The 14,153-nt window shown below is 38.5% G+C and carries 8 protein-coding genes and 2 tRNA genes; 5 read left to right on the top strand and 5 right to left on the bottom strand.

Features of this window, described 5'->3' with window-relative positions:
- The first annotated feature begins 84 nt into the window (after positions 1 to 84).
- The 5 genes from HL061_RS13315 to HL061_RS13335 all read left to right on the top strand — a co-directional run bounded on the left by HL061_RS13315 (position 85) and on the right by HL061_RS13335 (position 10,097).
- Positions 85 to 1,149 carry a hypothetical protein gene (locus tag HL061_RS13315; protein ID WP_252962980.1) on the top strand — a complete coding sequence of 355 codons (1,065 nt, stop codon included), beginning with the start codon at positions 85 to 87 and terminating at the stop codon, positions 1,147 to 1,149.
- Positions 1,150 to 1,643: 494 nt separating this feature from the next.
- Positions 1,644 to 3,605, top strand: a complete 1,962-nt coding sequence (locus HL061_RS13320) for a site-specific DNA-methyltransferase (protein WP_252962981.1) — start codon at positions 1,644 to 1,646, stop codon at positions 3,603 to 3,605.
- 1 nt (position 3,606) lies between these two features.
- A complete protein-coding gene (locus tag HL061_RS13325; RefSeq protein WP_252962982.1) occupies positions 3,607 to 6,258 on the top strand; it encodes a DEAD/DEAH box helicase family protein in 2,652 nt (883 codons plus the stop codon).
- A 351-nt stretch (positions 6,259 to 6,609) separates the two neighbouring features.
- Positions 6,610 to 7,575 carry an ATP-binding protein gene (locus tag HL061_RS13330; RefSeq protein WP_252962983.1) on the top strand — a complete coding sequence of 322 codons (966 nt, stop codon included), beginning with the start codon at positions 6,610 to 6,612 and terminating at the stop codon, positions 7,573 to 7,575.
- A gap of 11 nt (positions 7,576 to 7,586) precedes the next feature.
- On the top strand, positions 7,587 to 10,097 hold the full coding sequence (locus tag HL061_RS13335; protein ID WP_252962984.1) for a S8 family peptidase: 2,511 nt from the start codon (positions 7,587 to 7,589) through the stop codon (positions 10,095 to 10,097).
- Between the two features lie 148 nt (positions 10,098 to 10,245).
- Here the strand turns inward: HL061_RS13335 and HL061_RS13340 are convergent, their stop codons facing one another.
- The 5 genes from HL061_RS13340 to HL061_RS13360 form a co-directional block, all read right to left on the bottom strand.
- Positions 10,246 to 11,604 carry an integrase arm-type DNA-binding domain-containing protein gene (locus HL061_RS13340; protein ID WP_252962985.1) on the bottom strand — a complete coding sequence of 453 codons (1,359 nt, stop codon included), beginning with the start codon at positions 11,602 to 11,604 and terminating at the stop codon, positions 10,246 to 10,248.
- Between the two features lie 164 nt (positions 11,605 to 11,768).
- Positions 11,769 to 11,855: transfer RNA gene (locus HL061_RS13345), tRNA-Leu, on the bottom strand.
- Positions 11,856 to 11,979: 124 nt separating this feature from the next.
- Positions 11,980 to 12,053 (bottom strand) — tRNA-Cys (locus HL061_RS13350).
- 177 nt (positions 12,054 to 12,230) lie between these two features.
- The gene (locus HL061_RS13355) at positions 12,231 to 12,365 is read right to left on the bottom strand and encodes a putative transporter small subunit (RefSeq protein WP_208855952.1); all 135 of its coding nucleotides are present in this window, start codon (positions 12,363 to 12,365) and stop codon (positions 12,231 to 12,233) included.
- Positions 12,366 to 12,459: 94 nt separating this feature from the next.
- A complete protein-coding gene (locus HL061_RS13360; protein WP_093068989.1) occupies positions 12,460 to 14,127 on the bottom strand; it encodes a sodium:solute symporter family protein in 1,668 nt (555 codons plus the stop codon).
- Positions 14,128 to 14,153 lie beyond the last annotated feature (26 nt).

Raw genomic sequence — 14,153 nt, forward strand, 5'->3', positions numbered from 1 at the left:
GGAGTGAGGTAATTATGAAAAAGATTTGACTATCAAAACAGACCTCTATTAGGGTATCAATAGGGGTTTAATCGGTGCATTACTATGGAAAACAAATACTTAGAAGTCTTTAGTGAGTTGCATAATCAGTTATTGAACTATCCTCGTAATACGCTGCGTGATAAATATCTAGAAATTATTGTTCAAGAGCAACTTAAACAGTTCAAGTACTCAGACGATGGTTTTGAACCTGAGAAGTTATCAAGGCAACAAATTTATGCTAGAGCCAAGAGTATTAATGAGAATACAGTAGATAGCCTAACTGCTAAAAACGCAGTTCAAACGTCAAAGCTAAAATCGACACTATCAGAATTTATTCAATGGCAACCAGATTGTAAAAGAGCATTTATCAATCTAGGATATAAGCCAACCATCGTTAGTTCAGCATCAGGAGGTGGATCAAAGAATAAAACATTGATATGGATGGATATCGAGGCTATTGACAGTGCGGATGAAGGGAATGAGCAGACAGATGGGTCTACTGTTTTGGATTCTGATGACGAAGATCCTGAAGATTTAAGTAGTATCACGTACGAGCGTAAAGCCACATCCGATGTTAAGCCATCATTATTTACGAGACTGTTTTTTAAGCAAGGTGAGCTTAAGATGATGAGCTTTAAAGGCATTGTGTTAATGCTACTGCTATTATTAAGCTTTTTTCTAGATATCTTGATTGCCATATATGCTGTATTCGTTGTCATGCTGATGAATGAGATACCAAATTTAAAGCTTTGGCAGGCGTTCTTATACGCTATTCTTATTCCCGTAGCATACTTAAACTGGCGATACTTTTTTATGCCGCTATATATGCTGCCTTATCACCGTGTTATTAAAGCACCTATGTTCTTTGCTAATATGAATGTTGTTAATGCTGATATCGAGATGTATTGGGACAAAGATAAGCTAAATGTAGCGAGAGTTACTGAGTTTACGGCAACCTGCCCAATTTGTTCTGGAGTAATAGAGCTAGCGAATGGTAAACCTGATCAAAAGCAGCCATTAGTGGGACGCTGTAGGGAAGCACCTCATGCTCATGTGTATAGCTTTGATCGGATGAGCATGAAGGGGTGTTTTTTGGGTGTTACAGCTTATATGACTAGTGATATATGACCTTTCTAACTTTCTTGATGCTAAATAACAGCCTAACTAACAATACTGTTTGATTAGATAAATAAGCTTGTAGCGATTGATAGTTGGTGGATTATAATTTCTAATGGCTTAGAATAAAACCTGTGAAATATATGTTTGTTTCAAGAGTGAGTTATAAACGGTTTATGCTTAAGCTGGTTTAGAAGTGGTATTATTACAGGAAATATACATAGTGGACTAGTTCGAATAATGCATATTTTTAATTGTCACTAATTACATCTTAGATAAGCAAGTTAGCTGAGAAGTATCATGGTCAATACTAATGAGTGTTCGCTACAATCAATCTTCATACCGTATAACGAGTATAAGTAATAGGGTATGAAGATACTTAGCGCCGATCAAGAAAGAGCTGCTCTCCGATATGTTCAACACCTTACGATTTTGTATCTGTCGCTATAACAGACTTATTTATCGAACAAATAAAAAGTCATCATTTAAATATTCAAGGAACCATAATGCCAACGTTAGACTTTAAAGGTAAGCAGTTTGTTTACTCACATCATCTTAGCGTCCCATTTCGCGAGTTAAAGGTAGATTTTGACAAGTCATTGCCTTTAGAAGGGAAATCACCCTCTCTTGATGACAATCTCATTATTCACGGTGACAATCTTGAAGCACTCAAAGCATTGCTGCCAACCCATGCAGGCAAAATTGACTGTATTTTTATCGACCCACCTTACAATACTGGTAATGAAGGCTGGAGCTATAATGACAATGTTCGTTCCCCGCTTATGCAAGAGTGGCTAAAAAAATCTGCGAACCCAGTCGATAAAGAGGATCTTGAGCGTCATGACAAGTGGTTGTGCATGATGTGGCCACGTTTGACTTTGTTGAAAGAATTACTATCTGAGACTGGTACTATTTTTGTATGCATTAATGATGTTGAGCAGCACTCATTGCGTTTAATGTTGGATGAGATCTTAGGAGAAGATAATTTTATTGCAACATTGGTTTGGGAAAAAGGTAAAAAAGGCGATTCTACATTCTTTTCAAATACCCACGAATATATTCATGTATATAGTAAAAATAAGGAAGCCATTAAATCTATCGGTATAAAATGGAGGTCTCCAAAAGAAGGTATCGATGAGGTACTCAGCCATTACAATAAGCTAAGAAAAAAGTATAAAGATAAACACGAAGTTATTAAAGAAGAAATGCAGGAATGGTTTAAAAATATGCCTGATGATGAACCTGCAAAAAACATGAAACACTATACGCACTCTGATAACAGAGGTTTATATTTTCCAGATAATTTTGCTGGACCAGATGATGGTCGGAAAAGTAGACCAAGATACGATATTCTACATCCAATCAACGGGTTGCCTTGCGCAAAACCATCTACTGGCTGGAGATGGGATGAATCAACAACTAAAAGAGCACTTGAAGCCAATCCTCCTTTAATCCATTTTGGTCAAGATAATACTACAATTCCTAATAGAAAAACTTATCTTAAGAAATCTGCCGGTGACGCTTTCAATACAGTTTTTTACAAAGATGGACGTTCTGCCACTTTGCAAGTTGAAGAACTTGTTGGTGAAGGTGTTTTTCCTTATCCAAAAGATGTAGATATAGTTGCCGGTTTAATTGATCTTTGCTGTGATGAATCATCTACTATACTTGACTCATTTGTTGGTAGTGGGACTACGTTACATTCAGTATTAAAGTTAAATAATGCTGATTTTGGTAAGCGACGCTTTATTGGAATCCAATTGCCAGAAGAAATCAAAGCTGATTCAAAAGCTGATTTGGCTGGTTATAACGAGGTTATCGATATAACGCGAACTAGGATGCAACTAGTTATCAAAGGTTATGTAGCTCAAAAAAACATCAAGGAAGAGCTTTTTGTAAAAAATATTAGCTGGTCTGATTTTAAGAATTCACATAAAACAATTAGTGAGTTAGATATAATACAAGATTCAACAAAAGGTCAATATCACTCATATCAGCGAGTGGTTAAAGGTGGAGTGTTGAGGATGTTTGGCATTAAAAAGTCTAAAGAGCAAATAGACGGATTAGATGGGTCATTTTGTTATTGTTCTCTTGGAGAGCCTATACAAATTGAAAGCCTGCTGACTGGCGAAGGTATGCCTACGTTCGACGCTTTGGCTCGTTATGTGTTTTATACTGCAACTGGTGAGTCTCTAGATAATGTTGCCAAAACATCAGCAGATGGTTTTGTAGGTGAAACGGACTTATTCCGTATTCACTTATTTTATCGTCCTGAAATCAATTGGCTACGTTCAAATGAAGCTGCCTTAAATTCCGATAAGGTAGAAGCGATTGTGAAGAGTAATAAAACTAAAAAACGTACTATAGTATTCGCTGTGGCCAAGTTCATGAGTCAGAAAGACTTAACTGAAAAACGTATTGATTTTTGTCAATTACCATATGCTATTCATCGGATCACGGGAGCGTAATATGGAATTAAAGGACTATCAAAATGGGGTTTTGGATAAATTTAATTATTATCTGAATAAGCTTGCCGAATGCAAGACACTAGCAAAAGATTTTGTTGATTTTCAAAAAACGCATGGCAAAGATGCAAAGCTTACCAATTACGCAAAAGATACTTGGGATGCTTTGGTACAGGAACGCCGTATTGACTCTTTAAGAAGCTCAAATGGCCAAGAATTAACGCCGCCATATATTTCACGCTTTGATGGTATAGATCGTGCTATTCCGAATGTGTGTTTAAAAGTACCTACTGGCGGTGGTAAAACATTGTTAGGTGTGGCTGCTATTGAGCGCTTACAAATGGATATGTTTACCAAACAAACGGGAATGGTGCTTTGGGTGGTACCGTCAGATGCTATTTACAAACAAACATGGAAACAACTAGCTAACCGTGAACATCCATATCGGCAAATGCTGGAACGTGCATCTCGTGGTCGTGTAAAAATGTTAGAAAAAGACGATATTTTCACCAGACGTGATGTTGATGAAAATTTGTGTGTGATGTTATTGATGTTGCAGTCCAGTGCAAGGAAGTCCAAAGAAAGTTTGCGGATGTTTCGCGATAGTGGTCGTTTCACGTCTTTTTTCCCCATAGAAGACGACTCTATTGCTAATGAAGCTTTGTTGACCAAAGTACGCAATTTAGATTGCAATGACTTAAGTGACTATGGTTGGCAAGATGGGATTGCTCCAGGCTCTGTCTTAGTAAAACAAAGTTTAGGCAACGTGCTGCGTTTAGTTAGACCAGTTATCATCATTGATGAAGGTCATAAGGCCTATAGTGAAACGGCTAGGGATACGTTATGTGGCTTTAATCCTAAGTTCATTCTTGAGCTTTCAGCGACGCCAAACGCTAATGGCAAACACCACTCTAATGTATTGGTCAATGTTTCGGGTCAAGCACTAAAAGACGAACAAATGATCAAACTGCCTATTAATGTAATCAATGAAGATAAGAGTGATTGGAAACATACGTTATCACTGGCTCATGCCAGACTGAAAGAATTGGCGCATGATGCTCAGAATTTTCAGGATGAGAGTGGTCGTTATATCCGACCTATTATGTTGATCAGAGTAGAGCGCACTGGTAAAGATCAGCGAGACTCTGCGTTTGTTCATGCTGAGGATGCTAGAAAACACTTAATTGAAATATTAGGAGTGAATGAAAACGAGATTCGTCTTAAAACTTCTGATAAAGATGAGCTAGGTGATGATGATTTATTGAGTGATACCTGTCCAGTAAAATACATTATCACTAAAGATGCATTGCGTGAAGGTTGGGATTGCCCCTTTGCCTATATCCTTACTGTGTTGTCCAAAATGACTGCCAAAACAGCCATTACACAGATGATTGGTCGAGTATTAAGACAACCCCATGCTCGTTTAACCTACAAATCCAGTTTAGATGAGTGTTATGTATTTACCTTTGATCAAGATGTGATGGAAGCGGTGGCAGGCGTAAAACAAGGTTTAGAAGATGAAGGTATGAGCGACATAGCAAATCAAGTTAGAGCGAGTGATCCAAGTACACAAAAGGCAGTGATGAGTAAAGAAACCTTGCGACGTAGAGAGCAATTTCGCAGCATACCAAAAGTTTTTTTACCAAGGGTATTACACCGTGACGTCCGAAAGGAAGAAGGGTATCGTATATTTGATTATGAGCGTGATATTTTAGGTAGTCTAAATTGGGAATCCTTGTCTTATTTGAATGTTAAAAACTTTCAGTTGGTGGAGGATAGCTCACAACGCACTACTGCTCGTATCGATTATAAAAAATCCAAGAACAGTCAAGGCGAGTTAGACTTAGCGGAGCCAGTTCATGAACAAGTTGAGTTTGATACAACAGTAAAACTAGATATATCGTTCTTAGTTCGCCAGCTTACTGATGTAATTCCTAATCCTTGGCAAGCAATGCGTATTTTGACTCAAACATTGGCTGTGCTTCGTAGTAAAGACATCGATGAAGAAGCCTTATTCAATAATAGATTCGAGTTATTGAAAGATATGAAGCGTGATTTGAAGGCTCAAGTTGCGTTATTATCTGAGGAATTATTTAGAGAAAAACTTGATAAGGGCGATATTTCTTTGCGTTTATTAGCTTCAGACAGCGCTCAGTTAAATTGGGAACTAGCACAAACTCTAGAAATTTCTGTAGCTGAGCATGATCAGGTCTTACGTCGTAAGGATGGCTCAGAGTTAGAGCGAAGCTTGTTTGAAAAGATATATAAGAATGGCCTTAATAATTTAGAGCAAGAGACTGCATGGTACTTAGACAAGCACGAATCAGTCTATTGGTGGCATCGTATTGCAGTTAATCAACGAGAATACAGCTTACAAGGCTGGCAAAAGCAAAAGATTTATCCTGATCTATTGGTATGCGTTGAAGAGCCCATTAATGGTCAATATCGTTTTTCGGTATTGGAAACTAAAGGTGAACATCTTAAAGGCAATGATGATACTGAGTATAAGCGTTGTTTATTTGAGCTTCTTACAAAGCATGTTAAAACAGCAGTGGATGCTGGTGAAATAACCATTGAAGCAGCCTCTGGTGGTATTTCCTTCAAGATGCTGATGCAAGATAACTGGTCTCAGGAAATTATATCTGAGCTAGGATAGAGTTAGTACATTTTATTTGCCATACCAAATTTAATCATAAGTAAATCAATACTAGCAATTTATAGCATAAAAATTTGGATTTTGGAGGTATGGCTCAAGAAATTGTCATAGTAGATATCCATACAGAACTCTACCTTTCTGTGAAATTGACTTAAAAAAAGACTTTTAGACAGCTGTGATACATAGTCTAAGACCTATTGGGGATGGTAGGCTAGATAATAATTATTAGCCATTTACTTATTATTACCTAATAATTAACGAAATAATAACTACCAATTATGTTGTCCCTCTTTTACGGTATTTGTTACAATTGATGTATTATTTTGCTTAGTAATATGATGAGAGTCAACCATGGCAACTGCTGAACAGATTAAGAACCTAGTTAGAGCGCACTATCAAAATGATACTAGTCGTTTTCAATCTATTTCCTTACAAATCGCTGCTAGTGAAGCTAGAGCAGGTCATCATAAACTTGCAAAAGAGCTTAAGTCGATAATAGATAAAGGTTCACCCATTCAAAATAGTTTTGATAAGAATGGCATGAGTCTTTCAGTTAAAGATGAGTTAAGTGGTAGCCTGCAGCTTAAGTTTACTTCGGTTAGGAAGAATGAAATTGTATTTTCGCCCGCCGTCAAAAAACATTTAGATAAAGTAATAAATGAACATAAGAATATTCCTAGTCTTAGAGAGTTTGGCTTGACCCCTCGCAGAAAGTTATTGTTCTATGGGTTACCTGGAACAGGCAAAACGATGTCTGCAGCTATGTTAGCTACTGAACTAAATATGCCATTTTATGCTATTTTACTTGATGGGTTGATGAGTAAGTATATGGGAGAAACGGCAGCTAAGCTAAGGTCGGTCTTCAACTTCATCTCAAATAATAAAGCTGTATATTTATTTGATGAGTTTGATTCTATAGGCGCTGCTAGAGATAGTGGGAATGATGTTGGTGAAATAAAACGTGTACTTAATTCTTTTCTTGTTTTCTTTGAGGAGGAACAGTCTGATAGCATAGTGGTTGCTGCCACTAACCATATAGAAGCACTTGATAAAGCTCTTTTCCGACGATTTGATGATATTATTGAGTTTGATTTGCCTGGTGAAAGTGAAGTGCAACGTCTTATACAGAACAAGTTCAATTTATTTGAATATAAAGTAAAGGATTGGGATGCAATTTACTGTGCAGCCAAAGGATTGAGCTATGCGGTAATCTCTAATGCCTGTGATGATGCTGCAAAAGAGGCTATATTAAATAATAAAAAATTGGTAGATGAAAAATTCTTATTACAATCCCTAAAAAATAAAACAAGACTTTGAAGAGTATTTCGATGAGTAACTATAAACCTCACTTATTTTACGGCACAGCGGAAAAATACAAGTATTATCCAAATAAGGGCGGTCCTGGAAGCTCTGTCACATTGCCTAAAGATAGAGCTCAACATGGCACAAATTTATTAACTCAATTGAATGACTCTCTAATAGAAATTAGTGAAGTAGGATCTTATAAAGCAAAAGATACGAGAATAACATCACGTCCTTTAGCTAGTCCAAATGGTATTTTTTTAAGTGTAGTCAGTGATGTAGGTGCCGATCTAGATATTAATACATTTGATAATAAATCATTTAGGCTTAAAACATTGAGATTTGAAGAAGGGAGACAAATTCTTACTTTCTATTCAAGTGGTGATAGAAAAGATTTACTCCGCAAGAAAATCATAGAATTCATTGAAAAGAATACGAAATTAAATAACCCTAGAAATCTTTCAATGTTAAATAATATATCATTAATAAGGCCCTCAACACTTGAGGACTTATGGAATGATGACCTAGCTCTAATACCAACTAATGAAAATATGTCTGTAGAATGCGAAGTTTGGATTGCATTTAATGACGACGAGATAAAAGAACAATTTATATCAAGAGCTGAAAATCCAGAAGATGAACTTATTAGTAGCTCATATCTGTCTTTGCCAACAGTTAATGTTTTTAAAGTTGATGCTACACGCTCTCAACTAATCGAATTAATAGCATTATATCCAGATATAGTCGAATTTCGTCTATCTTCCGAAAACCCAAGTGTGTTTACTGAGATGGATTCAATATCTCAAATTGAGTTTACCGAAGACCTAAATCAAAGAATAAGTTTGAATCTTAAGGAGGACGAAGTATTTGTAACCATATTAGATACAGGCGTTAATTATAACAATCGTTTACTTAATAAAGTATGTAAGCAAGAATATTGTACGTCATGGCGATCTGATTGGAGTGATTATACTGACACATATATGTCTTCTTTCAATGTGTATCATGGGTCTCATCAAGCTGGTATATCAGCTTTTGGCACAAGATTGATTGAAGACATAATAAGTACTCAACCTATTGAGGTAACTCATCAAATAGAATCTGCTAGAATTATGCCACCTCCACCAAGTCTTAATAAAAAAGAGCTATATGGTGCAGTGACAATAGACACAATAAATAATCTTGCAATTGATAGACCCTATGCTAAAAGAGTTTATAGTTTAGCAGTGACTGCTGAAGCTTGTGATGGTTACCCTACATCATGGTCTGCTGCTATTGATAACTTTTGTTACGAATGCTCAAATAGAAGCTCTGATGTTTTTATTATTTCTACAGGTAATGCTACTACTTTCCAAAAAGACTATTGGACTAATGCGAGAAGTACTAAAATTCAAGATCCTGCACAGGCTTGGAATGCTATCACAGTAGGTAGTTGTACTAAGCTTTATAATATTAGTGACATACCTAATCCGGTAGTATGTTCAAGTATAGAAGATATTAACCCAACTACTTCCAGCTCTCATGACTGGGAATGGAGCGATGCTCCAATTAAACCAGAGATACTTTGCGAAGGTGGCAATAGAATAATTCGTGACGATGGTCAACTTGATTTTCATGAGGACTTATCAGTTTTAACTGCTTCTGGTAAAGTTCAAGGTAATGTATTCGGATCACATACTGACTCTAGCGCGGCTACTGCTGAAGCTTCATATATAGCTGCAAAGATAATAACAGCTTATCCAACTGCGCAACCTGAGACTATTAGAGGCTTAATAATTCATTCATCCGAATGGTCGAAGCCCATTTATGATAAGTTAGAAGAGCTAGCTGAAAGTCATACTACAAATAATGTTACTCAAGAATATAAAAAACAGATTCTTAAAGTCTGTGGGTATGGAATTCCTGACTTAGAAAAAGCGGCCAATAGTCAAAATGATAGATTAACTTTAATTATTGAATCTTCTATTAAACCATTTGAACATGAAAAAGATTGTAAACTTAATGAGTTTAATCTTCATGATCTACCATGGCCTCAAAAAGTATTAAGTGAATTACCGCCTAATGCTAATGTTAAAATGATAGTAACTTTGTCCTATTTCATTGAGCCTAACCCCCGTGTTTCAAAAATAAAAAGTAAGTATGTATATAGATCGCATGGTCTTTCTTTTCATCTTTGTAAACCTGGACAAGATAAACAAGACTTTATTGATAGTATTAACAGAAAAGATGAGCGAAGAGAAGATTACATAGAACATGACTTTCCTCATGGGTGGTTTCTAGGACGTAATTTACAAAAATCCGGCTCTATACATAAAGATTATTGGGAGGGAACGGCTGCTGATCTTTCTGAAGTATCTAAGATTGTAGTCAAACCTGTAACAGGTTGGTGGAAGCTTAACAAAGATAAAGAAAGGTGCGCTAAAACAGTAAACTACTCACTAATTGTTACGCTAGAAGTTGATGATAATGAAGTAGATATTTACACTGAAGTCGCAAATAAAATAGGTGTAGCTGTTCCTGTAACTATTGAGGTTTGATTAAAAAAATAAAACATCATAGCATCTGTACCAAAAATTGATATGCTTGAGCTTGAGGAAAGCTATAATTATAATTTGCCTTTATTTCATTCTTAAATTGAAAAGCTACATGCTCATTTGGTTTATATATCAGAGATTAATAATCTTACTAAGGCTTGCTTTTCAACATTTCAAGCACTTTATCCTCTCCCAGCTGGTCAATCAACGCTTGCAGATGGGTAGTAGAATCAGATTTGTTTTGAGCATCTGCTCTAAACTCTGCCGTATCTCTACCTTCACGCAAAGCATCTAAATAGTCCGCCCACTTCTGCATCATATCACTACGATCATCAATGTATTCAAATCGACCGTAAGCTGTGCCATTAGGATCTTTAGTCGTATGACCCAATGCCATCTCAACAAGCACGAGAGGATACTTTAATTGCTCTTGTAGGATGGTCTTTGCTGTCGCGCGAAAACCATGAGCGCAATGTACATCTTGATAGCCCAAATCCTTTAACCGCTTATTTGCTGTCGCATCAGAGATGATCTGATGCTTTTTTGCTGTCTCACTGTAGAAGACGAATTTAGTATGACCATTGATTTGCTGCTGCGCGCGTAAGATTGCCACAGCTTGACGAGGTAGGGGAACCACCATGTCTTTGACCATGTTCACTTTACCTTGCCCCTTTAGCGGCTTTAGTGTCCACCTGCCAGCCTCCAAGTCCAAATCAGCCCAGCGCATACGGCGTAGATCACCATTACGCACAAACAGTAACGCTAATAGCCTAAGGGAGTTTATCGTGTTTGGATCACCTTCTATAGTCTCAATATCGCGTAGTAGTTTAGCTAATTCTTTAGGTTTGGTAATAGCAGGGCGATGACCATAGCTTGATTTAGCCAGTTGACTCTTGATTAGCGCCGCAGGATTGCTCGTACAGAAGCCACGAGCACCCGCATATACAAATACGTCACTTGCGATACCTGCGCAGCGCTCAGCCTTGTCTGTAGGCTTGCCAGCCTTATTTAATGATTTAGCTTGAATGTCTAATAGTACCTCAAGCATTCTAGGCGAGCTGATCTCACTAATCGGCTCATCACCTATGTATGAGCAAATCAGCTCAAGCCGACCTTTTTTGCGAATAAGTGTATTACTCTTTTGAGTTTGATCTAAGCTATCGAAATACTCCCAAGCAAAATGATTGAAACTTTTTTTAGTTTTATTAACAAGTCTTTTCTTTTCTTCTTCACGATATGTTTTGGGATCAATACCTTTGCTTAGAAGTTCTTCATACTCACGCCATATTTCACAAGCACGAGCATACGAGATACTTGGATATATACCGATTGATATAATACTTTGCTTAGGATTTGAAGGAGGGTAGTATCGGTACATCCATGACTTAGTTTCAGTAGGACGTACCATTAAGAATAGTTTAGGATGGTTTTTAACAGCAACGAAGTATTTCTTGTCTTCAGGCTTATGACTGCTGATGCTTCGATCTGAACTTATCGCTTTTCTTTCCATAACCTAATCCTCCATAAGTACACTGAAAACTCAGTATACTTGACAGTATACTCAAAGTGCATGGATTAGGAAAGATTCATAAGACAGTATAGGACGTCAGATACAGCAAAGCCCCTGATATCAGGGGCCTTGGCTACTCTATAAGATAGTATAGAACTATGTAATGGTACCCGGAGCCGGACTTGAACCGGCACGCTATTGCTAGCGAGGGATTTTAAATCCCTTGTGTCTACCAATTTCACCACCCGGGCAAAACTTGTGTTATCTAACATGTAAACTAGCTGATAGACTGTCTAGTTACTAGATAAGTGGTCGCTATTATAATCGGTTGGGATAATAATGCAAGCCAAAATTAACGTAAAGTTAATAAATAATTGGAGGCTGGAGTCGGAATCGAACCGGCGTTAACGGAGTTGCAGTCCGCTGCATGACCACTCTGCCATCCAGCCAATCAAGGTGGACTATATTAGCAAAAATAATTTAAATTACAAGTCATTTTTTGGCTAAAAATAGCTTATTTGCTCACTTGTGCTGATTTTAGTGCTTTTTTATTAGTTTTTTGCGTATTCAGGCTCATCAGCGAGCCGGACTCACTGATGAGAGTACTGATCATTGAGAGTGTACTTTTATAATATCTCTTCGTTATTACGTTTGGCTCGTTTGATATCGCGATAAGTCGCGGTACAAATCAATACCAGCACGCCGAGCGTAATGGCTGGCCAAATTAAAATATATAAGCCGTAGATAAAGACGTTGTCCATGATATCTCCTTATAGTATTTATGAAGGGTTGCCTGTGCAGCGGGTCATATATTGACCAACTGCCAAACCCGCAAGCGGTGCTCGCTACCTGTGTTCATGAAAGCTCAGAGGTCGATGCCTTGGCTTTTTTATCATAATCGCCGACACGTTGATTGATTAAAGCAAAATCAAAGTGTTCATCACCCATGAGGCTAACGATGATACAAGCGATGGTGCTAGCACCATAGGCCGTTAGTGAGGCCAGTAGTACCATGTACTGACGTAAGAAGCCTGTGGCAAAAATGAGCATCAGTACCAGCGTGATCGCTGCCGCTACCATGCCGATTTTACGACCCAAAAAGCCAAAGACCATCAGCCCAATCACGACTGCGGCGCCCACACTGGCCAGTATTTCAAAGAAAAGCGCAGTAAAGCCTGTCATCGGTAGCAGCTCAAAGCGTACCACACAGAATAGCAGTAGGCCGATGATGACTGCCGAGGTAAAGGCGGCATTGGTCACGCGGTTCCAAAACACACTGGCGATGACCGGAAAAACAATCGCGCCCCATAATGCACCGACGAATACGAGCATCACCAAGATATCTAGCTTAAAGCTGGCAAAGATCAGTCCGGCAGCGGTGGCGATAATCATCGTGCTACGACCAACGAGCATCATGGTTTTAGGTTTGACGCGGCCTTTGGCAATGTTTTTGCCATACACATCCGCCATCATAATGGTCGATAATGCCGACAAATCTGAGTCGGCTGTCGATGACAATGAGCCAATGACCAAGATAAAGAACAAGGCGATAAATACAGGGTGCAAGTAAGTGCTGACCATCTGCGGGATGAGGTTGTTCATATTGCCATCTAGTGGCTCGATACCGATGGTCAAAGCCATCAATCCGATCATACCAAGACCGATGACGATACCAGCATAGCCGACCGTGGCGGTAATAAAGGTCTGTTTAATCTTAGTCTTATCGATCGCAAACAAGCGCTGCGTGATGGTTTGGTTACCAATCGCATAAGCAAGTACAGCGACAAAATAGGGCGCTCCTTGCTGAAAAAACGCTTCGGATGAAAAGAAATCCTGCTGTTCAAGCGTGAGGTTAGCGAGGCCATCGACCATGACTTGTGGCCCACCCATCGCAAACAGTACCGCTGGAATAATGACAATACCGATGGCCATCAAAGCGACCAATTGCGCAAAGTCTGTAAAGACGGAAGCACGAAACCCTGAGGTTAGGGTGTAGCTTAGCACCCCGATACCTGCAATCATGACCCCCGTCTGAAACGATAATGGCGATAATACCGATACCAACGCCCCAGCTGCAGTAAAGTTGACCATCAAGCTAATTAAGCTGCCCATAAGGTTGGATATGGCTAAAATTAATTGGCTTGATGAGCCATGGCGGGCGTGGATAAGCTCACCTAAGGTATGACCATCGGGTGCAAGCTCACGAAAGCGCATACCAAAAGGATAAATGAATAAGATCATCAGCGCGCCCCAAAAGCCGTAATGTATCGGCCCTGATACGCCATACTTGTAGCCAGAGGTCGCCGCCGCATAAAACGATGCCGCCCAAATCCAAGTAGCGGTCATACTAGCAGCACCCATGCCAAAGCCGACGCCATGGCCTGCCACCATAAATCCTGAAGTGGTTTCTTTGTCTTTTTTGATCAGCAATGACAACAAATACGTGCCGCCATAAAACGCTAACAACAATAAAATAATGGTTAACGATGAAAATTGGAACAGTGACTCAGTTTTCAAATTCATACCTCGCGATTATTTTACATAAATAA

The sequence above is a fragment of the Psychrobacter sp. PSP genome (genome assembly GCF_024085615.1).
Taxonomy (GTDB): domain Bacteria; phylum Pseudomonadota; class Gammaproteobacteria; order Pseudomonadales; family Moraxellaceae; genus Psychrobacter; species Psychrobacter pacificensis.